The sequence below is a fragment of the Pedobacter sp. BG31 genome (genome assembly GCF_042464845.1).
Lineage (GTDB): Bacteria > Bacteroidota > Bacteroidia > Sphingobacteriales > Sphingobacteriaceae > Pedobacter > Pedobacter suwonensis.
In genome coordinates, this window is record NZ_JBHNZK010000005.1 from 110,083 (window position 1) to 132,184 (window position 22,102).

Below are 22,102 nucleotides of genomic sequence, written 5' to 3' on the forward strand. Positions count from 1 at the left end.
TATCAGCAAACTTTCAATTAAAATGCCAAATCAAAAAACTCATGTAACCTTTAATAACAGGCAACATAGAAATCACTAAAATGTAAGGTGGGGAAAATTGAGGAAATTTCTCCTCAAATAATTATTTCAGGTTTCTCATTTCCTCTTTAATTACAAGGAAAAGTTCATTTGGACGTTGTGTACCGATAAAATACTCTAAACCATCCCGATCGGTTAGCACCACTGCATCTTTACCAGATGAATAAAAACGGATTGTTCCTTTGGTGTGCAGGTTGTAAACCGGGTTATTGAAAAAATAACGACTATAGGTAGCCTTACGTACATCAACAATACTATTAAGGTCAATCTTAACGCGTTTGGTTGTCCACAGGCCATCTAAGATGATGCTTCCATTGTCTACCACGATTTTGTACTGGATCAGGAAAAGTAAAAGCATAGAAACACCTATGATGCCGAAGCCTACAACCAGGAACAAATCTTGTGTATTGTCGCGATCACGTTCATAAACATAAGCAGCAAAACAGAACGCAGCCATAATCAACCTGATGAAAATACGGACATAATCACGGCCAATGTATTGTTTTTCGATATAGGCGTATTTGCTTTCCACTTATTTAATTTTGAGTTCGAATATAGCAACTTTTTTTGTTGCTGTAGTTAATTTGTATCGGTTATCCGGCCGCATGCCGGCAATCCAGATAATTTCACCATTCCCGTTAACCAAAATCGGTGTAACCTTCTTCAAATGTAAAGGCACTTTCTCATCAATAAAGTAATCACTTACCTTTTTAGGGTTCCGCATACCCAATGGTATAAATTTATCTCCATTTTGCCAGTTCCGCAATACCAAGGGAAAAATCAATTTATCTGCATTTATAAAAGCTTTGTTCAGATTCACTTCAAATTTCACTTCCCTGGTAAACACCAATGAAATTTCTACATTGCCAAATGCAATATTTTCTGTTGTGGGATGGATAAATTGATTAGCCGTAACCGATACACTCTTTTCAACAATAACCAGATCGTTTCTGTTGATAATGGCCTGGTGTGTAGTGCTAAAAAAATGCGTACCGCTTAATGCCTTTAAACCAGCTATAATTTCATGCACCACATTTTCACTAAAATTGAATGGCTTAAGTAATTCATAGAGCAGTAGTTTTTGTGGGTTTAATCTGAAAATTTCAGCTAAGGAAATATAAATACCATCGTTCCTTTTATCCAGGATCTCATGAGCAAGTTTCTGTACCTGAATCGTTAAAAAAGTCTCCAGCTCAGCGAAACGCTCGATATTTTCAACAAATGTTTTTTCGAGATTAGGGTTGATTGCCTGCAGATGCGGAACCACCTCTAGCCTGATTTTATTCCTGGTGTATTTTGTACTCGCGTTTGAACTATCTTCTACAAAATCTATGTTATTAACCCTTACTATTTCATCAATCTGCTGGCGGTTTAAAAAAAGTAAAGGCCTGATCAGCAAATCTCGTTTAGGTAAAATACCATGCAGTCCGCTTATGCCCGTGCCACGGGTAAGGTTAATGAGCAGGGTTTCTACTGCATCATTCTGATGTTGTGCCAGTGCTGTGTAATCATATCCAGCTGTACGCCTGATTTCTTCAAACCAATTGTAGCGTAATTCGCGCGCCGCCATCTGGGTAGAAATTTTATTTTCGGCTGCATATTTTTTGGTATCAAAATGCGTTACATAGAATGGTAACTCAAAATTTTTGGCCAATAATGCAACAAAACTTTCATCGCGTTGCGCTTCATCGGCACGCAAATTAAAGTTACAATGTGCCACACCAATATCAACGCCTATTGCCTTAAATAAATGCAACATTAAAACGGAGTCCTTTCCCCCGCTTACCGCCAAAAGAATGCGATTACCCTGAACAAATAATTTTTGCTGTTCAATAAAATCCTGAAATTGACTGAGGGGTAACATCCACCAAAAATATTTAATTTTAACTGGTATTCCGAACGTTCGGAACAAAAAACTAACTTTGTAGTGTGCAAAAACTATTTGTCTTTTTATTCCTTTTAATTAGTCCGGCATTTTTATTCGGCCAGCAACCTGCTTCGAAAATTAAAATTGTTTCGTTTTCTAAAATAACCGGGGATGTTAAAAATAAGATCAGCTATTTACGGAATCCGGTTTTCCAGCAAGACAATGCTACCTTAACTTGCGATAGCGCTATTTTTTATAGTGAAAGAAACTATTTCGAGGCTTACAAAAACGTTCATATCCATCAGGAAACTACAGATATCTATTCCGATCAGCTACAATATGATGGAAATAAAAAACAGGCACATTTAACCGGAAATGTAAGAATGGTTGACCCTACTTCGGTTTTAACCACTAATATCCTCGATTACAATACACTCACTAAAATAGGAACTTATACCAGCGGTGGCAAAATTGTAAACAAAGACGTAACGCTCACCAGTAAAAATGGTTATTATTTTAGCCAGAGAAATGTAGCGTATTTTAAGTATGATGTAGTAGTGGTTACGCCACAATCAACCATCAAATCCGATACGATGAGTTACAACACCCAGGATAAGTGGACCTATTTTTACGGACCGACCAATATCAAGGGCAAAGATGACAACCTGTATACTGAAAATGGCCAATACAATACTTTAACAGAAGATGCTTTTTTTGGAAAGAAAAATCTCTACACACAGGGTACACGATCTTTAAAAGGCGATAGTTTATATTATTATGGTAAGCAGGGAATTGGTAAAGCAGTTAAAAACATTGTTTTTTCTGATACGAAAGATAAAATGAAAATGTTTGGCGATTTAGGTTACTACTACAAACTGGATCAACGGACCTTGGTTACCCGAAACGCTTATCTTGGAATAGGTACTGAAGACTCGGTAATGGTGAAGAATAAAAAAAGACCTGACAGTCTATGGATGGGTGCAGATACACTTGAGACACAAATGGTATTGCAAAAAACCTTAAAACTAGTTCCAAAAATTTCTATAAAAGCAGATAACCAGGTTGGGGAAGATGATGAAGATGGTGGCAAGAAAGAAAAAGGAGAGCCAAAATACAAACCTGAAGCCGAATTAAGCCAAAAAGAAGATAGGAATAAGCGCAATACCAAGAATAGCAAAACCGAAAAAAAGAAGCAGAATAAAGGCGACACCGAAACTGAAGACCAACTTAATCTGAAAGATAAAAATATTGATAGCCTAAAATCTAAAACAGACTCAATTAGTAAAGGACTGCCAAAAGTTAATTTGGACAGTTTGCAAAAAAACAATATTTCAAAAGAAAAAGCTGATTCAATTAGTAAAAACCTGCCTAAGTTAAAAAGTGATAGTCTTAAAAAACTTGCTGGCAAAACTAACCTGGCTATAAAGAATCCATCGATAAGCAAAATCGATAGTTTACAAAAAAAGGTTATAAAACCCGGCGCTAAAGATAGCTTAACGAAAGCCCTCGGAAATTTAAAAGCCGGAACATTAAAAACCGATACGGCCAAATTTAATCCAGCTGACACCGTTCAAACGCGTATTATTAAGGCCTATCACGGGGTAAAGATCTTTAAAACAAATATCCAGGCCAAAACCGACAGCCTGTTTTACACCAGTGCCGATTCTACTTTACGTTGCTACAACAATCCGATCATCTGGTCGGAAGGTTCGCAACAGGTTGGCGACACTATATTTGTTCAGTTCAAGAATAAAAAGTTAAATAATTTACAGGCTTTTAGGAATGCATTTCTGGTGAATACGCCAAAAGATTCGTTGAGGTTTAACCAGATCAAAGGCAGATTGATGACGGGGTTCTTTACCAACGGAAAATTTAAGACCTTATATGTGGATGGCAATGCCGAAAGTATTTATTATACCCAGGATGACAGCACAAAGGTGTATAAAGAAATGAACCAAACCCTGAGCAGCAGGATAAAGTTCATCTTTAAGGATAAGGAAAATGCCATTGAGGAAATTGTTTATATCAAAGGAATAGAAGGGGCCTTGAATCCCGAAAATACCATTGCAAAAGACCATGTTTTAAAAGGCTTTTCCTGGAAACCTACCGAACGTCCGAAATCAAAAAAAGATGCGATTGGCTCAGCCGGGAAACCTAAGACCAAAGCGAAGGCTAAAACAGTCTTGGGTAAAACTGTAAAAGGTGCAAAACCATTAGCAACCTCTGCAAACAAACCATCAACAAAGGTACCTGCTGTTGACTCCAAAACTAAGCTGGTGAAAGACAGCCTAAAGGTTGATCAAAAATTGCCTCAAAGTAAACCAGCAGATACGACCAACTTTGGCATTAAACCGATATTACCGAAAAAAGACTCGGTTCAGGTGAAAAAGTCAGTTGGTAAAATGTAGTTTTATTCTTGTAGTCGTCACCCTGAATTTATTTCAGGGTCTACGTGGTCTGTAAGATGCTGAAATAAATTCAGCATGACGATAATTCAAATTCCCTTCAAAAAATCCAACATCTTTTCTAGCGCAATAGCCCTGTGACTAATTTTATTCTTTTGTACCATATCCATTTCAGCAAAAGTAATCTCATAACCGTCAGGCTGAAAAATCGGGTCATAACCAAAACCCTTTGAACCTGATAAAGCCGTTCTGATTGTCCCATTTATTACCCCTTCAAAAATATGGTTTCTACCATCCTGCATTAAGGAAATTACGGTTTTGAACCTGGCTTTTCTGTTTTGATGACCTTCCATTTTTTTTAATACAAGCTGAATATTTTCTGTGCTATCCCTGCTACCGGAATATCGGGCGGAATAAACACCTGGTTCATTATTTAAGGCTTCAACTTCTAAACCGCTATCATCAGCAAAACAGTCCAGATTAAAATGTTCAACAACATAACTGCTTTTCAAAGTTGCATTACCCTCAAAAGTATCGGCAGTCTCAGGAATATCAACCAAACAACCAATGTCTTCCAGATTTAACACTTCATATTTACCTTCAAGCGCTGCACGTATTTCTTCGGTTTTATGTTGGTTATTGGTGGCAAATACAAGTTTTTTCATTGGTAAAAGTTGGATGGTAAAAAATTGGAATATGGAAAGGTTAAGGTTTCTATATAAAGTTAAGATGTCACATCTTCATACTCGATACTTGATACTAATTACTTGATGCTATATAAGCTATTTAATTTTCTGGAGGTGCCCCCAAAGCGTTTTTTTAGCATTTAAATCCCTATCAAGATGATGGAGATGTGGCGCATAGATGATTCTGGTGGTTTCATGAACAATGATTTCATTCTGCCAGGTAAAGTTCAACCTCAGGTCGGCAAACTCCACTCCGAAAGATAACATAGTGGCAGGTTTGAAAAACCGGTGCAATTCTACAAAATCCGTTCCTTTATAATTTGAGTAATTTAGGAGTGCAAAATCTGATGTACCTAAATCTACAGCTTTAACAATTTTACGCAACAGTTCCCTGCCCTGCTCAGTACTTACCTCATGCTCACTGTCATTCACTAAAATGAGGACTGATTTTTTATTCCCGCCTAAAAATTTAAAGGTTTTTTCAGGTGCAGATTCTGCTACCTGATGAGGAATTTCAGGAGTTTGCGGATAAACTTTAGGGGAATTTGTAGGATTAATCTCCGGAATCTGTGCTATTTCTGACTTTAAAACAGGCAGTTCCGCGGGCTTAACAGAAACATTTTCAATAGCAGAAACCGGCTCAGCATTACGTAAGGGCAGAATTTCTACGCTTTCATCTTTTACCAAAAAAACCTCTTCAGTAAAAAATAAACGTAAAGCATTCGCATTGTTGGTAACCTGGTTTTCCATTCGTATTTTTGTCGGATAATAATTTCTGTTAAAATTAGTTAAATATCTTATAATAGCGCCGCTAATTGTTACTTTTATCCCTTAAAATTTATAGAGTGCTCTGTGTGAAGAAAGCTTACTCCTTATTTTTTTTCTGCTTGATGTATAGCACTTCGTTTGCGCAAAACGTTGCTGTGGTAAACGGAAAATCCATAAGTGCTAAAGAATTTATGTGGGCATACAGAAAAAGCCATAACGGAATTGTTAGTGCGCCGTATGATACCTTACAAGCCTATTTAAACTTGTACATAAATTTTAAGCTGAAGGTTTTAGATGCACGTGAGATGGGATTAGACAAAAGCGCAGATTACCAGGAAGAAATTAAAACCTATGAGGATGCTCTGGCTACACACAAAAAGGCTGGAGTTAGCAATAAAGATCATGATTTCTTGCTGAATGAATACCGTGAAGGTGTTTTGATGTTTAATGTTTCGGAACAAAAAATCTGGAACAAGGTACAGGAAGATGTGCAGGGCGTAAATGAATTTTATACTAAAAACCAAAAAAATTATAATAAACCTTTAGGCGAAGTGAGGGGCGAAGTAATAGCCGATTATCAACAAAGTCTGGAAGAAAAATGGCTAAAAGGCCTGAGACAAAAATATCAGATCAAGATTAATGAAAATGAGTTGAAGAAACTTGCCAAGTTATAAACCCTCTGATTTTTTTGACGATAAATATTAAATTTGAAAATATAATAAATAGAATGAAGAAAGTTTTTTTAGTAGCAACCGCTTTAATATGCCTGTTTTTAAACAGTTTTGCTCAAAAACACACGGTAGATAAGGTTGCTGCTGTTGTAGGGAACAATATTATCCTGCTATCTGACTTAAACCAGCAATACACCCAATATCTTTATCAGGGAAACCAACCAAACAATGATATTAAATGTAAAATATTGCAGCAAACGCTTACTCAAAAATTACTGAAGCAACAGGCTGAAATTGATTCGGTAATGGTTGAAGACGGTGCTGTAGATGAAGAAGTAAACAAACGTATGCGTTATAGCATGCAACGTGCCGGTGGGCAGGAGCGTTTAGAGCAGTTCTTAAACAAATCGGTATTACAGTATAAAGATGAAATCAGACCATCAATAAAGGATGAATTGATTGCGCATAAAATGCAACAAAAAATCACAGAGAACATTAACGTTACGCCAATGGAAGTGGAAAAATACTTCAAATCATTGGGTGATAGTGTTCCAGAATTCAATACAGAAGTTGAAGTTGGTGAAATCATTTTAAATCCGAAGTTAACCAGGGCAGAGAAACAAAAATTCCGCGATAAGATTGAAGCACTCCGTTTAAGGGTTAAAAGTGGTGAGGATATGGGTGTTTTAGCCAAAACCTACTCTGAAGATCCGGGCTCAGCTTCTGATGGTGGTGATTATGGGTTTATCGATAGAAACACGATGGTTAAAGAATTTACTGCCTGGGCATTTAAACTAAAAGCCGGAGAAATTTCGCCAGTGTTCGAAACTGAATATGGCTTCCACTTTTTACAGGTTTTGGAGCGTAGGGGTGAGCAAGTGCATGTTAGACATATTTTAATTATGCCTAAAACTACACCTGAAAGTTTAACACGTTTAAAATTACATGCAGACAGTATTTATAATAACCTTATGGGCAAAAAATTAAGTTTTGCAGCTGCAGCAAACCTTTATTCGGATAATAAGGAAACTAAATACAATGGCGGTATGATGATGAATGCTGAAGATGTACAGGCAAGAAGCACCTTTATTCCGGTTGATAAATTGGACCCTTCGGTGTTTCTGGTAATTGACACAATGAAGGTAGGCGGTATTTCTAAACCCGACTTATTTACTGCCGCTGACGGGAAACAAGGCTACCGTATTCTTTATCTGAAATCTAAAATTCCACCTCACAAGGCCAACTTAGCGCAAGATTTCCCAAAAATCAGAGATGCTGCGCAAAGTGATAAAATTAATCGTACTTTAAGCGAATGGTTTCAGAAACGTCGCGAAAGTACATACATTAAAATCGACGACGAATTTAATACCTGTGATGAATTAAAAATCTGGACTAAAACTGCCACAGCCGCAAAATAACGCCAATGCAATATAATAACGAAGTAGAAGCTGTTGATGCACTTCATCAATCTTTCAACAACATTAAAGCTGAAATAAGCAAAGTCGTAGTTGGACAGGATGACATCATAAAATCTGTTTTGATCGCCATTTTTAGCAACGGACATTGTCTGTTAGTTGGCGTACCCGGATTGGCTAAAACTTTACTTGTACAAACCGTAGCGTCCGTTCTCGATCTGGATTTCAACAGGATCCAGTTTACACCAGATTTGATGCCAAGCGACATTATCGGTGCAGAAATTTTAGGAGAAGACAGGCACTTTAAATTTATAAAAGGGCCTGTTTTTTCCAATATTATCCTTGCTGACGAAATTAACCGTACCCCTCCAAAAACACAGGCAGCACTTTTAGAGGCCATGCAAGAGAAATCGGTAACTGCAGCGGGACAAACGCATGCCCTGCCTAAGCCATTCTTTGTGCTGGCTACGCAAAACCCGATTGAACAGGAAGGAACATATCCCCTCCCTGAAGCACAATTAGACCGTTTCATGTTCAATATTCAGTTAAACTATCCTGCTTTTGCAGACGAATTGAATATCGTAAAAAACACCACCAGTAATAAAACCACCCTACTGCAGAAAATCATTCATGCAGATGACATTCAATATTTCCAGAAACTGATCCGTGAGATTCCTGTAACTGATAATGTATTGGAATACGCAGTTAAACTTGTAGCGAAAACCCGTCCGAATACAGAATTTGCTACTGAAGCAGTAAATAAATACATTAGCTGGGGTGCAGGTCCGCGTGCTTCGCAGTTTTTAGTGCTGGGAGCCAAATGCCACGCAGCAGTAACCGGAAAATACTCACCCGATATTGAGGATGTAAAAGCGGTTGCCGAACCTATATTACGTCACCGCATTGTGCGTAATTACCGCGCCGAAGCAGAAGGCTTATCAATTGAAAAAATCATTAAAGATTTACTATAGCATTAGCTAAGTTAGCCCGAAGTTGTAATCCCGGTTCAGATACCTGTTACAGTTCATTTAATTTCAGCTATTATGACGTGGCTTCACACAAGAAATGGGATTTTCCGTGCAGTTCATGAAAAATAATTTGCAATTCACTGAAAATAAATATCTTTGCAACAAATTCTCAAAAATGCTACGTCAACTACATATCCAAAAAATGAACCTTAGCCCGTCTTGTGGCCTAAAGGGTTTGGGTATGGACTTAAGTTTCCTTCCCAATCCTTAGCTCGGTTTTGCTGTTTAACACAATAAAATCCAAATCTAAAAATCATTTATTATCCATTTGCTAAGCAAAATACTGCTTATCAAAAGCAATTATATCCATTATGGACATTTATACCACTGTAGAAGAAAAATATCTACAGGCTATTGAAGAATTGAACTGGGGTGAATTACCTAAGGCGCTCCAATATTTTAACGAAATCATTGTTTTCGACCCTGATTATGCCAGGGCTTATTTTCAGTTGGGCAACATTTTCCAGATTCATTTTAAAGATTACAAAACCGCGGGCTATTATTACAAACGTTGTATCGAACTTGATCCTGATTTCCAGGAGGCGTACAAACCCTACCTAAAGCTTGTGATTACACTCAAAATGCACAAATTGGTAAAACAAGTTGCAGAAAAAGCTTTACTGGTCCCAGGTGTTTGCGAATCGCACATTTACGAATGTTTAGGCCTATATGCTGAGCAACAACAAAATTTTGCTGAAGCCGCAAATTACTTTAAAAAAGCAGAACTGCTTAATGCCGTTCAGGCGGAGCAAAGTATTTTACAGGAACACCAAACCCGTATTAGAAGCAAATTGAATAGCACGAAGCGGATGATTTACGACTTACAGGAATAAAGGCGGCATCTTTATCCTTTTTACGAAGAGGCTGATCATGAAATACTATTCGCCAAATTACCCTTGTTATTTTAATTTTGTTACTATCTTTACCACACAATTACAAAGCATAAATTTTAAATCAAAAATATTCGATATGTCAGCTCACGATTCACACGCACCGGTTCAGCAAACAAAAGGCATTTGGGCATTGCCACTAACTGTTTGGATTCTTGTTTTAATCCTGCTTGTGGCTTTCACAAGACCGATTTTTCACCACGGTGAAGAAACTTCTTCACACGAAAAAACGGAAGCACACCACACAGAAGCTCCTGAATCGCATCACTAGGCATTAGTAAAGGAATAAAAAAAGCGCTGATTTTCAGCGCTTTTTTTGTTTTTATCTATTGTTTGGTATCACACCAACCCGCCAAATGGTATTTAAGATGCTGACATTTGTTTCCAAACACCTTAAAATGCCTAATAGCGCAATAGAAATCACTTCCTATTGATGTACCCGTTAAAGCGAGCGTAAACTGTGTTTCAAAAATTATAGAGCGGACAAGACTTTTTGATCCGTTTTTTAATTAAATTCGAAACTCCATCTTATTCTTAATACGTAGAAACGTTAAGCCTAACTTTACCGACAGAAGCTATTTATCTAATTGCCCCATAATGTTTGGAAAATCGGTAATAATACCATCAACGCCTAAACTTTTGAAGTATTTTACCTCCTTTACTGTATTTACTGTCCAGGGGATAATTTTAATGCCCATGTCATGGCAACGATCTACCAAACCCTTACCAACCAACACTGAATAAGGGCTATAGATAGTTGGTTTAAAACCCAATTTTTCGATATAATCTTCAAAAGGCTCTTTTTCATCAATCAATAAAGAGGTTTGTATTTTTGGATACTTCTCATGCAAATACTGTAGTGTACGCATATCAAATGATTCTATAATCACCCTTTTAGCAATTTTTTTTGAATGAATGACGTCCATAATCAGTTCTACAAATTCTGCAGGTTCTGGGTGAAATTCGTTGTCGCCATTTTTAATCGTTTTTGTTTCAATGCTGTAAACAGGTTTGGCAAGTTTATGTTCTTTAACATAAGCCTCAACCGCATCTATAGTTTCAGAGAGTAAAGGCTTATAAGCTTTAAACTTCATCTGTCCGGGAAAACGGCTGTGAACTTTGCTGCCTACATCAAACTTTTTGATCTCTTCATAATTCATTTTATAGATGTTATAATTCTTTTGATCTTTTAAAGTAATCGGTTTACCATTGGGCTGCAAAGAAATTTCGTTATTAAAGTAGGGTTCTTGCGAAAGCAGCACTTGTTTATCTTTTGAAATTACGGCATCCATTTCCAGGGTGGTAACGCCTAAATCTATGGCTTTCAACATTCCTTCAACGGTATTCTCCGGCATAATACCGCGTGCACCGGCTTTGCCCTGTACATCGAATTTCTTCTTTTGAGCAGAAACGTTAAAACAAAATAAAAGTATAACAGATAAGATAAATAAATTTTTATACATAATTTTTAAACGTAAAACAGATAATTTTATTGGCGATATTTTTCTTTCTTAGCGCAGATGCAGTACTGTTTTTAACGTTTTTTCCTGCTTTCCGCTATATCTTTCCGCTGCGCTACAAGGATGCCGCTTCATCCGATAGTTGTCGGATCAGGGCTAAGCGCGAACGTTTCAGCAAACCATAGCAAATCCCTAAATAAAAAAAGGGCCTCTTTTTATCGATAGCCCCTCTTTAATTCACATTTTTGTTGTTTATCTTTCTGCTGGCACAAAAGCCTGAACAATTAAATTCCAGCTCGCATCTGCTGCCTTTTCATAAACGAAAACGTAGTTAAAACTTTCCCGTAAATCGGCCTTGTAATCGATAGTGGCAACACCATAGGTGTAAGCCAGATCACTGCCTATTGCTTTATCTACTCCAGTTGTCTTCAGGTTAATCTTGCTGATCATACTGTTATAAAAAGCAATAATTTTTCCCTTTCCATCAATGGCCTCGTTCCCAGGAAAAAGCAAACGTGCATCATTGGTTAAAAAGCCACCAAAAGCAGCAATACCATGTGTTTTTAATAAGGTATTTAATGTTTTTTCAGTGGTTAAGATAATTTCTCTCCCCGCCTTAATTTCTCTTTCATTCAAAAACTTTGGTGCAACGTGGTCTTTGGGTTCTATAAATGATGGCGTAACTTTCGCCAAAGGTTTATTGCTTTCCGTTCCTAAATCAATGGCTAATTTCCATCTGCCGTTTTCCGACTTCCAGATGGATAAGTATTGGCCATATTTTTTTTCTGAAGTACCAACTTCATATGCTCCGGTGGTAAAACCCAAGTCGCCACTTCGCGATACTTTTGCCAGATTTGGTGTCCATGTTACGTCATTCTCTGCATTTGCCTTCGCTGCATAAAAAGTTTTGGCATTAACCGGATTTGGCCTAAACACCAACGTACCGGTGGTTGAGTAGTCTATAAAAGCTTCTTTATCTCCATTTTTGGCAATTGACTTAGCAAAATCCTTTTCAGCATTTATTAAAGATTTGGTTGTTCCGTCGCTTTTTTGAGCAAAAGCACCTAAAGCTAAAAGCGAAGCGATTGCAGTTGAAAATAAGTTTTTCATTTATCAGTTAGTATAATATGTTTGGCGAATATAAAATTTTCTTTAATGCAAGGCCTTAAAAGTAATTAACAATTGCACATAAAGGCCTGTTTTAGGCTGTAATTCATCCCCACTACGCTTTACTTCAAAACCAAACCGCCTGGCTGTACAAATCAGCTCCAATTCTCCTGTTCAATACCCAAACTGCCTAAGCTTTACTCCAGGTAGTTCCCTCTTTGCCATCTTTAAGCTGAATGCCCAATTCCTGTAAACCAATACGGATCCGGTCAGAAGTGGCGTAATCTTTATTCGCTTTAGCTTCAGTTCTGAGGTTAATAACCATATCTAAAACGCCATTTAAGTCGTTGCTTCCGGCGTCCTCATCTTTTAGGCCTAAAATATCAAATACGAAATCATTGATAAGCTGCTTTAACTTTTCCAGTTCTTCTGCGGAGATTTTTCCCTTACCATCATAAACGGTATTGATAATCCTGACCGCCTCAAATAATTCAGCAACCAAAATCGGACTGTTAAAATCATCATTCATCGCATAAATGCATTTTTCTTTCAATGCATCGATATCAAAATCGTTTTGTTCGGAAACCGATAATTTATCCAACAAACCAATTGCCGACATTAAACGACGGAAACCTTTTTCTGAAGCATCCAATGCATCGTTAGAGAAATCCAAAGTGCTGCGGTAATGCGCCTGCAACATAAAAAACTTTACCGTCATCGGGCTGTACCCTTTTTTTAGCAAAGGGTGATCTCCCGTAAACAACTCCAAAGGGAGAAAACCGTTACCAGCCGATTTGGACATGCGCGTACCATTTACCGTAAGCATATTGGTGTGCATCCAGTAGCGTGCAGGTTGTTTATGGCTGCAAGCTTCAGATTGTGCAATTTCATTGGTATGGTGAGTTGCTGCCAAATCCATTCCGCCACCATGAATATCAAATTCAGCCCCTAAATATTTGGCACTCATGGCCGAACATTCAATATGCCAGCCCGGAAAACCCATGCCCCATGGCGATTGCCACTGCATTAAGGTTTCAGGCTTTGCTTTGATCCACAAGGCAAAGTCTAACCTTCCGCGTTTCTCATCCTGTCCTCCCAGTTCGCGGGTATTGTTCAGCATATCTTCAAGGTTGCGGTTGGTTAAAATGGTATAATTATATTCCTTGCTATATTTTTCTACATCAAAATATACATTGCCATCCACCTCATAACCATAACCGTTGGCCATAATCATTTTAATCATTTCGATCTGCTCAATAATGTGTCCCGTAGCAGTGGGTTCAATACTTGGTGGCTGTGTATTGAACATGCGTAATACATCATGGAAACCCAAAGTATATTTCTGTACAATTTCCATCGGCTCAAGCTGTTCCAGTTTCGCACGTTTTGCAAACTTATCATCACCTTCATCCCTATCGCCCTCCAAATGGCCTGCATCGGTAATATTACGTACGTAACGCACCTTATAACCAGAATACTTCAGGTACCTGAAAATTAAATCAAAAGAGATAAATGTACGACAATTGCCCAGGTGCACATCGCTGTAAACAGTAGGACCGCAGACATACATCCCAACATTGGGTGCATTCAAGGGTTGAAAAAGTTCCTTTTTGCGCGAAAGCGTATTGTAAAGCTGTAAGCCAGTATTCATATTGCAAATGTAAGATTTAGTTAGAAAGTTAAAACCTTTAAAATTGTATTGTTGAGCATATGATTTTCAGTTAACCTCCGGGGCATATCATCCCTTATTTTTTTGGATGGATTCTAAAATGGTTTTGTTTTTGGAAAAGGTACTGTACTGCTCATCGGCAACAGCAGTCCCTCTTTCCGCTATAGTCCCGATGGAAAAATCGGGAGCTGCCGCTTCAATAGGGTTTAGCTGGCAGGTTTTAGCACTTTAGGCAGCTAAACTAATTTACTTATATCTGGATACCATTTATGATGAACTACAATTGGCCATATACCCCAACTATTATTACAACCCTCAAACATTTCGGCGTTGCAACAATTCAATCCTATTCATTAACTTTGTACCATGATTGATTTACCAGTAGTACCTGCTGTGACTGAAGTAAAGCGTAAACCAGATTGGTTACGTGTAAAATTACCTGTTGGTAAAGAATATGCGCAAGTTCGCAGTTTAGTAGACACACATAAGCTCCATACCATCTGCGAAAGTGGCAATTGCCCGAATATGGGCGAATGCTGGGGTGCAGGTACGGCAACATTCATGATTTTAGGTAACATTTGTACCCGCAGCTGTTCTTTTTGTGCGGTAGCTACCGGCCGCCCTTTGGCTGTTGACGTTGACGAGCCCAACCGCATTGCCGATTCGGTAAAATTAATGGGAGTTAAACACTGTGTAATTACTTCCGTAGATCGTGATGACTTAAAAGATGGGGGCTCAATCATCTGGGCTGAAACCTTACAAGCCATCCGCAGGGAAAGCCCGGTGACCACTTTAGAAACTTTGATACCCGATTTTAAGGGACAATGGGATAATTTATACCGTGTTTTAGAAGAACGTCCGGAAGTGGTTTCACACAATATGGAAACGGTTAAGCGTTTAACCAGACAAGTGCGTATACAGGCAAAATATGATAGAAGCTTGGAAGCACTCAAAAGAATTTCGGAATTTGGTTTAAGAACAAAAACAGGTATTATGCTTGGTTTAGGCGAAACTGAAGAAGATATTTTCGAAGCGATGGACGATTTAGTGGCCAATGGCGTGCACATCCTCACCTTGGGCCAATATTTACAACCAACCCGCAATCACCATCCGGTGGTTGACTGGATCCATCCTGATACCTTTGCTATGTATAAGGAAGCCGGCTTGGCGAAAGGCTTAAAATATGTAGAAAGTGGTCCGCTGGTTCGTTCATCTTACCATGCAGAAAAACACCTTTTCCCGATTGAAGGGATAGTATAGTTCACTAAATCAGGTAAATGCAAAAAGTTTTATAATCGTATTCCTTGCGGGAATGTGTTTATAAAACTTTTTTTTGCTTTTGGTGTTGTGTATTGTATCTTAGTAACCATAGTGACTGCATTTAAAAAACTAACCCTAACTGAGCCAGAACTTGTGCTAGCACTGCAATCGAAAGATCCAGCGGTACTAAAAACATTATACAGTATGTATTCGTCAGCACTTTATGGCGTTATTTCACGCATTATTACCCATACCGAGCTTGCTGAAGATGTGCTACAGGAAACCTTTGTAAAAATCTGGCAATCTGCCGCACACTATGATCATACCAAAGGGCGTTTATTTACGTGGATGATGAATATTGCGCGCAATTTATCTATCGATAAATTACGTTCTAAAGATTTTAAGAATTCACTCAAAAACCAAGACATAGAAAATAACGTAAGTTTCGTTGATGAGCAAAACAAGGTTACTTTTAATCCCGATGTTCTTGGTGTTAAGCAACTTGTAAATAACCTTAAACCGGATTTACAAGCAGTTCTTGATTTAGTTTATTACAAGGGTTTCACTCATGTGGAAGCCGCAGAAAAGTTAGATCTGCCATTAGGTACGGTGAAAACCCGGATCAGATTGGCTATTATTGAATTGAGAAGGAGTTTTAATTGAGCGTGGAAAATTTAAAAGCATATATCGAATCTGGAGTACTTGAACTGTATGTTTTGGGTGATTTATCACCCGAAGAAACATTGCGGGTGGAGGAAATGGCATCCCAATACCCTGGGGTAAGGGATGAAATAGCCGCTATTGAGCTAGCTATGGAAAAGTATGCTATGCAAAACGCCGTACAACCTTCTGAAGATATACAAACCAGATTATTTGAACAATTGGGATTGAATGGGCCTGAAGCAAACGTAAATATTCAACCTGAACCAACCTATACAGACGAAGCAAAAATTATACGTTTGGATGGAAGTGATGGTAAAGTGAAAGTTTTGCGTTACGCCTTAGTAGCTTGTATCGCTCTATTGGTAGTGAGTACAGCGGCGTTATTTATTACATACAACAAATTAGCTGCCGCACATGACCAGATTGCCAGCTTAAACCTCGATAAACAGAAATTTGCAGGAATAGTAAGCAAGCTAGAGTTTGAAAACCAGGGCTTGGGCAATATGGCTGCAATGGCCGATAGCAAAGAATGGGCAACCATCCGTATGGCAGGACAGGCTTTTAGTCCAACTTCTAAAATGAAGCTGTACTGGAATAAAAAAGATAAAAGTGTATTGATTAATTATGTAGCAATGGATCTGCCAAAAACTGATGCCCAACACGAATATCAGCTATGGGCCCTGGTAAATGGCAAACCGGTAAGTTTAGGCCTCTTCGGAAAAACAGATTCTACGCATAATGAAGCACTGGTAAAAATGCAGGCTATCCAGGAAGCACAGGCTTTTGCCGTAACCTTAGAGCCTACGGGCGGAAGTGTTAATCCAACAATGGACAAGCTAACCGTTATGGGCGGTGTTTAATTAGAAATTATTTAGCTATAATATTAAACCCCAGCATTTTATCAATGCTGGGGTTTTTTGTTTAACGATCGTCACCCTGAATTTATTTCAGGGTCTTAATTGCAATAAAGATGCTGAAATAAATTCAGCATGACGAATTACACATTTTACTGACTACTGGTTAGCATGCCCACTAACCAAACAATGTTATGACTTTGCTGCGTACTTCACTTCTTCGTAAGGCTGCACCAATACCCATCCTTCACCAAAAAATTCTAACTGAAAAGATTCGCCACTTCCCCGGCCTATAAAAGAGCCAAAAGTTAAATTGGTTTTAATATTAGGCGTTAAGTTTTCTGACCAGGCTACTGTAGCATTTGGGTCAGTATACACAGGCTGATTGCCGGTTACCCTCAATAAAATCGGTTCGCCGTGTGTAGTAATGGCAATATAACCGCTTCCTGATAATTTGACCTGAAATAAACCGCCGCTCATCATCCCTGCAATGCTTTTTAACATTTTTATTTCATTTTTTATATTCTCTTCCAATGCTAAAACATCATTACCATTTACAAAAACAGCTTCGTTTTGAAGTTTGATGATTTTAACTTTCTTGCCCTCATCTGCCAGATATAATTTGCCTGTTCCCGTTGCATGCATGAGTGAAGTACCTTCGCCAGAGATCGCTTTTTTTAATAAACCGCCCAATCCTTTACTCAATAGCCCTTCTCTTTTAAAATCGATATTTCCGATGTAAGCGACCATAGAACCGGCTTTTGCAAGGATTTTTTGATTTTTCAGGTTTACCTCCAACATGGCTGGTTTCTCTAATTCAAAAAAATCGTTTTCATTTGGGTTCTCTGCCGATTCCTGAATGAGCTCATTCAAAGTGTATTCTCTTTGTGCCATAAAAATTTGTTTTCCGTTTTTAAGATATCTGTTAATTAAAATATTCGTGTAAAATCTAAAGTGTGAACTGTAAGTATAGCGGGCTAATAAAGCTTTCTTTTTAAAAAAACTGTATCGAAGCTATTTGGAGATGAGGGTTTTAATCTCTCTTGATATTTTAGTAGCGAGCTGCGACGCGGCAACGACAAACTGCTCCTCTGCTAAATTGTCGCCTGCCCGACCATGAATATAGCAGGCCAGAATAGCAGCCTCTGCTGCCGAATATCCCTGCGCTTTAAAACCTGTAATCATACCGGTAAGCACATCCCCCATTCCACCCTGTGCCATTGCCGGATTACCTGTAGGATTGATGAGCACCTTACCTGTTGGCAAACAGATAAAAGTATACTGGTTTTTAAGCACGATAACGATTCCTTGTTTTTTAGATCGTAATTGGGCCGTTTGCACCCTGTCCCACCAGTTATCGTGTTCGCCAAATAGCCGATCAAACTCTTTCACATGCGGGGTGATCACAGTATTCGCAACAAGTTTATCAATTAAATCGGGCCTTTTGCCTAAAATATTCAGTGCATCTGCATCAATAATCAGCGGAAGATTCGTAATAAGCAAACTTTCCAATAGTTTTTCATGATCAGCGCCGGTACCTAAGCCTGGTCCAATCGCAATTGCCTGATATTTTTTTGGGTCTTCTATCCTCGTGTATTCATCTCTTGGCAGTGCCATTACCTCTGGCAAAGTAGTATTTAAGGCGGTTAATCCCCCTTGCGGAATGCAAGCAGTGGTTAATCCTGCCCCTGTATGTAAACAGGCCATAGCAGAAAGCAATGCCGCACCCATGGTATGGCTATTACCTGCTATAATCAAAGCGTGGCCGTAGGTGCCTTTATGACTGAACAATTTCCGGGGCTGCAGGATCTTCTCTATATCAGAGACTTCCAATAAATAGAAATCTGCATCCTGCTTTTGGATAAAAGCTTCATCCAGATCAATATCAGCTACCTCATACTTTTCCGTCGCCATGGCCGATTCAGGAAAGAAAAAATTAATCTTGGGTCTTTGAAAGCAAATGGTTTTATAGGCCTTTACTCCATTATAATCTTTTGGCAGTTTACCCTCAGCAAAAAAACCCGTAGGTACATCAACCGCATATACTTTTCTGTTCAGCTTATTTATGGTTCTCGCCAGCGCTTCAAATTCTCCGCTTAACGGTTTATTTAAGCCGGAACCTAAAATGGCATCAATAATGATATCGGCCTTCAGGTTTTTTAGATCTGCGGCCCGACTGATAATTGTTTTTTTACAGCGTGTTTCCTCCATCCGTTGCAGGTTGATCGCAAAATCACCGCTTTGTTTTTCGCTGAAATCAACAATGTAAACTTTTAAATTCTCATATCCGTTAGCAAGAAGTAAATGTGCGATAGCCAGTCCGTCTCCCCCATTATTTCCCTTACCACAAAATATAGCTACGCTTTTGCTGGTATCGAACTCCTCTCTCAAAAAGCACTGCACAAAAGCCCTTGCAGCTTTTTCCATCAAATCAATTGATGCAATGGGTTTGTTTGCTATGGTAAACTGATCAGCACTGCGCATTTGAGCAGAAGTAAGCAATGTTCGCATATGACTAAAATAAGAATATACAGCTATAATGCAAAAGATGGAATTTTGTTTGGTTTTTTTATATCTAAATACATCTGATTTAAAAACATTTTATATCAATTGCTTTTAATTTTATACCTTTTGCCCATCGTTAGCTTTGTCTATCGAATTAAATTAAATCTCAAATATGAATCAAAAACCATCAAATGCATTTGTGGCGGCCTCCTGGATTGCCCTGGGCACCGGAATGATCGGCTTTATCGTGGGCCTGTGGCGTTCTGATATGCTTCTTAATGAAAAAGGATACTATTTTACCGTATTGATGTTTGGCCTTTTCGCGGTTATCTCTTTGCAAAAAGCTGTTCGCGATAAATTGGAAGGAATCCCCGTAACTGAGATCTATTATGGCATCAGTTGGTTTTCAACATTATTGACCATTACCCTACTGGTAATCGGTTTGTGGAATGCCACTTTGTTACCCAGTGAAAAAGGATTTTATGCTTTTGCCTTTTTGCTTTCTCTTTTTGGTGCTATTGCGGTGCAGAAAAACACAAGGGACAGCCAGATTGTGAATAAAAACAAAGATCAGGAAAGCTAAATCGCTACAGTGACCAAAAACTAAAGCAGGCTTTATGAAATTGCTTCATAAAGCCTGCTTTTTTATTTAAAAAAGATTAATCAGCAATTAACCTAACGCTTTTACTTCGATGTACGTTTACCAATTCTACCTGAAAATCCAGTAATTTCTTTTTAGACTTAAAATTTGTAACATTAATAATCTTTACAAATAACTGGATCGATTCAAAAAGTTCGTCTACCTGGAGATTAAAATAGCTACCGCCTGCAAAATACTTATAATCTGTTGATGTAAATTTTTCGATCAGTTTTTTATCTTCTTCATTTATCTGCTCACTGTACAAGGGGTTTGCGAGTAATTTTAAAAGTTCTTCTTTAAATTTAATTTCTTCATTCTTGACCAAATGCATCTGTTGTTCAATCGTTTCAATAGCTGTACGCGTATGCATGAAAGAAGTCGCCTGTGCAATTTTATGATGACAATTATTCTGGTCTTCTAAAAGTGAGTGGATGGCTTGATAGGTGCTATAAAAATTTACAAATTCTTCCTTTCGGCCTTGCTCAGCGGAAAGAGATAGGAAATATTCGAAGATCTGTATATCTAATTTCTTCATTTGATCTTCCAAATCCCTGGATTCATTTTCTAAGCGACTAATTAAATCCCGACAACCATCCTGAGTGAATCTTTTTCCATCGTAATCAAAGGTTTTAACGTCAAAAGTCTTATCCTCAATCTGCTTAAGCAGATTTAAATCTTCATTAATACCGTCATGGAGATATATCAAACTTAAATTTTCATCGCTAAAAAAATCCTCAACATCTAACGCGATGGTAAATGTTGTTTTTTCAAATGCATCAGCACCGAGATCGTGAGGTGGATTTCTGAAATCAAAATAGCCATTATATAACTGATGAAATGCATTTTGTCGCTGGTTTTCAAAAAAACCTTCTTCAAACTTACTTAAATCTGAAATTAGAGGAGTATCTCCATAATCTATTGCATCAAAAAGCTTTTTTGTAATCTCTTCAAGTACTTCATCTTTATTGACCAACAAATCTATTGCTATACCGGAACCATAACTTTTCAGCGGAAAATTCAGTTGCTTAAGATGTGTTACCCTATCTGCAGTACTTGGATGCGAAGACCATTGATCTTTCAGCACAAGTTTACTTTTATTGAATTTATTATAATGTTCTTCTGACACTATTGGAAGATTATGGACTGTCCTGATCTGCTGAAGACTGGCATAAAAATCCATCACAAATTTTTGCTGTGGAAAAATGTTATTGGTTTTTTCCTTATCCTTTATTTTATCGTTGTAATAGCTAAATACATTGTTCAGCGAATAGTCAGCAAGCTGTAAGCGGTGAAGAGCGGTAATCAAAGCATCGGAGCCGGCAATACTTGCCGCAACGGTGTCAGCATGAAATTCCATTTCCCTAGAAAGTGCCAAATGGTTCAGGTTAACAACATCATAGATTTTTTTTAATATAAACTGTATTCCACCGGTTATTTTACCAGCTAAAACAACAAAAAATGCGAAGTAATTGCTCACATTTGCGATCTGTTGGGCAAAATGACTGTAGCCTTCGTTATCGTAAAGTATATTGTATATCACTTGGTTAACATTATATACATAACTACCGGTACGCATACTCTTTTGTGAAAAATGCCCAAATTCATGTGCAAGAATTGCCTTTAGCTCATCGATTGATATCGTATTCATAAGCCCCAGGCCAATGTGCAGATTTTTTCTTACCGGAAGGAACATGCTCCAAAAACTGGAATCGTAAAACACTGAGGCATTAACCTCTGACGAAAAGTAAACCTTTTTAGGAAAATCAGTACCTACGGCGATCACAATTTCGTCAATCATTTTGAAAAGTGCCGGTTGTTCTGCTTTGGTAACCTGTGTTAAGTGAGAGCGGTCAATTTTGTTAACCTTGAATATAAACTTCACCAAAAAAATTAAGATTAACACGCCAAAACAGATCAATCCACCGCCAAGCATAATCGTAATTACCATCGGCTTGGCTACAATAAGCATAAGCCCAGCATACGCTGAAAGGATAGTTAAAACCACCGCGGCAGAAACCAATAGCAGGTAGGTTACTACAAATAATAAAATAGCCAGAATAGATTTACGGGCCATCTTCTTAAAATTTGCAGAGGGTTGGAGCGCATTTTTGTACATAACGATATTGTTTGGTAATG

General features: G+C 38.1%; 20 protein-coding genes. 10 read left to right on the forward strand and 10 right to left on the reverse strand.

What is annotated here, in order from left to right:
• Positions 1-121: 121 nt before the first annotated feature.
• The gene (locus ACFE6N_RS08485; protein WP_090988355.1) at positions 122-610 is read right to left on the reverse strand and encodes a hypothetical protein; all 489 of its coding nucleotides are present in this window, start codon (positions 608-610) and stop codon (positions 122-124) included.
• Complete coding sequence (gene tilS / locus ACFE6N_RS08490; protein ID WP_378935561.1) at positions 611-1,942, reverse strand: tRNA lysidine(34) synthetase TilS; 1,332 nt, start codon at positions 1,940-1,942, stop codon at positions 611-613.
• Positions 1,943-2,007: 65 nt separating this feature from the next.
• Here tilS and ACFE6N_RS08495 point away from each other — a divergent pair, with 65 nt between their 5' ends.
• Positions 2,008-4,353 carry an OstA-like protein gene (locus ACFE6N_RS08495; protein WP_378935563.1) on the forward strand — a complete coding sequence of 782 codons (2,346 nt, stop codon included), beginning with the start codon at positions 2,008-2,010 and terminating at the stop codon, positions 4,351-4,353.
• Positions 4,354-4,439: 86 nt separating this feature from the next.
• Here ACFE6N_RS08495 and ACFE6N_RS08500 read toward each other — a convergent pair whose 3' ends face one another.
• Both ACFE6N_RS08500 and ACFE6N_RS08505 read right to left on the reverse strand, forming a co-directional pair.
• Positions 4,440-5,015, reverse strand: coding sequence for a non-canonical purine NTP diphosphatase (locus ACFE6N_RS08500; protein ID WP_378935565.1), 576 nt, complete (start codon positions 5,013-5,015; stop codon positions 4,440-4,442).
• A 117-nt stretch (positions 5,016-5,132) separates the two neighbouring features.
• Positions 5,133-5,786 carry a hypothetical protein gene (locus tag ACFE6N_RS08505; RefSeq protein WP_378935567.1) on the reverse strand — a complete coding sequence of 218 codons (654 nt, stop codon included), beginning with the start codon at positions 5,784-5,786 and terminating at the stop codon, positions 5,133-5,135.
• A 140-nt stretch (positions 5,787-5,926) separates the two neighbouring features.
• On the opposite strand from ACFE6N_RS08505, the gene ACFE6N_RS08510 reads away from it, so the two are divergent.
• From ACFE6N_RS08510 to ACFE6N_RS08530, 5 genes are all read left to right on the forward strand, one after another.
• Positions 5,927-6,478 carry a hypothetical protein gene (locus tag ACFE6N_RS08510; RefSeq protein WP_378935809.1) on the forward strand — a complete coding sequence of 184 codons (552 nt, stop codon included), beginning with the start codon at positions 5,927-5,929 and terminating at the stop codon, positions 6,476-6,478.
• A gap of 53 nt (positions 6,479-6,531) precedes the next feature.
• Complete coding sequence (locus tag ACFE6N_RS08515) at positions 6,532-7,893, forward strand: peptidylprolyl isomerase (protein ID WP_090988367.1); 1,362 nt, start codon at positions 6,532-6,534, stop codon at positions 7,891-7,893.
• A 5-nt stretch (positions 7,894-7,898) separates the two neighbouring features.
• The gene (locus ACFE6N_RS08520) at positions 7,899-8,861 is read left to right on the forward strand and encodes an AAA family ATPase (protein WP_378935569.1); all 963 of its coding nucleotides are present in this window, start codon (positions 7,899-7,901) and stop codon (positions 8,859-8,861) included.
• A 368-nt stretch (positions 8,862-9,229) separates the two neighbouring features.
• Positions 9,230-9,751 (forward strand): hypothetical protein, encoded by a 522-nt coding sequence (locus ACFE6N_RS08525; protein WP_378935571.1) that lies wholly within the window; start codon positions 9,230-9,232, stop codon positions 9,749-9,751.
• 37 nt (positions 9,752-9,788) lie between these two features.
• Positions 9,789-10,079, forward strand: a complete 291-nt coding sequence (locus ACFE6N_RS08530; RefSeq protein WP_378935573.1) for a hypothetical protein — start codon at positions 9,789-9,791, stop codon at positions 10,077-10,079.
• Positions 10,080-10,383: 304 nt separating this feature from the next.
• Here the strand turns inward: ACFE6N_RS08530 and ACFE6N_RS08535 are convergent, their stop codons facing one another.
• From ACFE6N_RS08535 to cysS, 3 genes are all read right to left on the reverse strand, one after another.
• Positions 10,384-11,271, reverse strand: a complete 888-nt coding sequence (locus tag ACFE6N_RS08535; RefSeq protein WP_378935575.1) for a glycerophosphodiester phosphodiesterase family protein — start codon at positions 11,269-11,271, stop codon at positions 10,384-10,386.
• Positions 11,272-11,520: 249 nt separating this feature from the next.
• Positions 11,521-12,378, reverse strand: coding sequence for a nuclear transport factor 2 family protein (locus ACFE6N_RS08540; protein WP_145857192.1), 858 nt, complete (start codon positions 12,376-12,378; stop codon positions 11,521-11,523).
• Positions 12,379-12,565: 187 nt separating this feature from the next.
• Positions 12,566-14,026 carry a cysteine--tRNA ligase gene (cysS, locus tag ACFE6N_RS08545; RefSeq protein ID WP_378935577.1) on the reverse strand — a complete coding sequence of 487 codons (1,461 nt, stop codon included), beginning with the start codon at positions 14,024-14,026 and terminating at the stop codon, positions 12,566-12,568.
• 384 nt (positions 14,027-14,410) lie between these two features.
• Here cysS and lipA point away from each other — a divergent pair, with 384 nt between their 5' ends.
• The 3 genes from lipA to ACFE6N_RS08560 all read left to right on the forward strand — a co-directional run bounded on the left by lipA (position 14,411) and on the right by ACFE6N_RS08560 (position 16,827).
• Positions 14,411-15,304, forward strand: a complete 894-nt coding sequence (gene lipA, locus ACFE6N_RS08550) for a lipoyl synthase (protein ID WP_090988144.1) — start codon at positions 14,411-14,413, stop codon at positions 15,302-15,304.
• 111 nt (positions 15,305-15,415) lie between these two features.
• Positions 15,416-15,967 (forward strand): RNA polymerase sigma factor, encoded by a 552-nt coding sequence (locus ACFE6N_RS08555; protein WP_134204195.1) that lies wholly within the window; start codon positions 15,416-15,418, stop codon positions 15,965-15,967.
• 2 nt (positions 15,968-15,969) lie between these two features.
• Positions 15,970-16,827 (forward strand): anti-sigma factor domain-containing protein, encoded by an 858-nt coding sequence (locus ACFE6N_RS08560; RefSeq protein ID WP_378935580.1) that lies wholly within the window; start codon positions 15,970-15,972, stop codon positions 16,825-16,827.
• A 186-nt stretch (positions 16,828-17,013) separates the two neighbouring features.
• Here the strand turns inward: ACFE6N_RS08560 and ACFE6N_RS08565 are convergent, their stop codons facing one another.
• Positions 17,014-17,715 carry an AIM24 family protein gene (locus tag ACFE6N_RS08565; protein ID WP_134204197.1) on the reverse strand — a complete coding sequence of 234 codons (702 nt, stop codon included), beginning with the start codon at positions 17,713-17,715 and terminating at the stop codon, positions 17,014-17,016.
• A 120-nt stretch (positions 17,716-17,835) separates the two neighbouring features.
• The gene (locus ACFE6N_RS08570) at positions 17,836-19,332 is read right to left on the reverse strand and encodes an NAD(P)H-hydrate dehydratase (protein WP_378935583.1); all 1,497 of its coding nucleotides are present in this window, start codon (positions 19,330-19,332) and stop codon (positions 17,836-17,838) included.
• A 166-nt stretch (positions 19,333-19,498) separates the two neighbouring features.
• On the opposite strand from ACFE6N_RS08570, the gene yiaA reads away from it, so the two are divergent.
• Positions 19,499-19,909, forward strand: a complete 411-nt coding sequence (gene yiaA / locus ACFE6N_RS08575; RefSeq protein ID WP_378935585.1) for an inner membrane protein YiaA — start codon at positions 19,499-19,501, stop codon at positions 19,907-19,909.
• A gap of 76 nt (positions 19,910-19,985) precedes the next feature.
• On the opposite strand, the gene ACFE6N_RS08580 is transcribed toward yiaA, so the two are convergent.
• Positions 19,986-22,082 carry a M48 family metalloprotease gene (locus tag ACFE6N_RS08580; RefSeq protein ID WP_378935587.1) on the reverse strand — a complete coding sequence of 699 codons (2,097 nt, stop codon included), beginning with the start codon at positions 22,080-22,082 and terminating at the stop codon, positions 19,986-19,988.
• Between the last annotated feature and the right edge of the window lie 20 nt (positions 22,083-22,102).

What these genes read in the sequence shown, in the direction of transcription:
- ACFE6N_RS08500 (WP_378935565.1), bottom strand. Translation starts at nt 5,015, where the DNA reads ATGAAAAAACTTGTATTTGCCACCAATAACCAACATAAAACCGAAGAA.
- ACFE6N_RS08540 (WP_145857192.1), bottom strand. Translation starts at nt 12,378, where the DNA reads ATGAAAAACTTATTTTCAACTGCAATCGCTTCGCTTTTAGCTTTAGGT.
- cysS (WP_378935577.1), bottom strand. Translation starts at nt 14,026, where the DNA reads ATGAATACTGGCTTACAGCTTTACAATACGCTTTCGCGCAAAAAGGAA.
- ACFE6N_RS08510 (WP_378935809.1), top strand. Translation starts at nt 5,927, where the DNA reads ATGTATAGCACTTCGTTTGCGCAAAACGTTGCTGTGGTAAACGGAAAA.
- ACFE6N_RS08515 (WP_090988367.1), top strand. Translation starts at nt 6,532, where the DNA reads ATGAAGAAAGTTTTTTTAGTAGCAACCGCTTTAATATGCCTGTTTTTA.
- ACFE6N_RS08535 (WP_378935575.1), bottom strand. Translation starts at nt 11,271, where the DNA reads ATGTATAAAAATTTATTTATCTTATCTGTTATACTTTTATTTTGTTTT.
- ACFE6N_RS08520 (WP_378935569.1), top strand. Translation starts at nt 7,899, where the DNA reads ATGCAATATAATAACGAAGTAGAAGCTGTTGATGCACTTCATCAATCT.
- ACFE6N_RS08530 (WP_378935573.1), top strand. Translation starts at nt 9,789, where the DNA reads ATGAAATACTATTCGCCAAATTACCCTTGTTATTTTAATTTTGTTACT.
- ACFE6N_RS08570 (WP_378935583.1), bottom strand. Translation starts at nt 19,332, where the DNA reads ATGCGAACATTGCTTACTTCTGCTCAAATGCGCAGTGCTGATCAGTTT.
- ACFE6N_RS08505 (WP_378935567.1), bottom strand. Translation starts at nt 5,786, where the DNA reads ATGGAAAACCAGGTTACCAACAATGCGAATGCTTTACGTTTATTTTTT.
- lipA (WP_090988144.1), top strand. Translation starts at nt 14,411, where the DNA reads ATGATTGATTTACCAGTAGTACCTGCTGTGACTGAAGTAAAGCGTAAA.
- ACFE6N_RS08525 (WP_378935571.1), top strand. Translation starts at nt 9,230, where the DNA reads ATGGACATTTATACCACTGTAGAAGAAAAATATCTACAGGCTATTGAA.
- ACFE6N_RS08580 (WP_378935587.1), bottom strand. Translation starts at nt 22,082, where the DNA reads ATGTACAAAAATGCGCTCCAACCCTCTGCAAATTTTAAGAAGATGGCC.
- yiaA (WP_378935585.1), top strand. Translation starts at nt 19,499, where the DNA reads ATGAATCAAAAACCATCAAATGCATTTGTGGCGGCCTCCTGGATTGCC.
- ACFE6N_RS08565 (WP_134204197.1), bottom strand. Translation starts at nt 17,715, where the DNA reads ATGGCACAAAGAGAATACACTTTGAATGAGCTCATTCAGGAATCGGCA.
- tilS (WP_378935561.1), bottom strand. Translation starts at nt 1,942, where the DNA reads ATGTTACCCCTCAGTCAATTTCAGGATTTTATTGAACAGCAAAAATTA.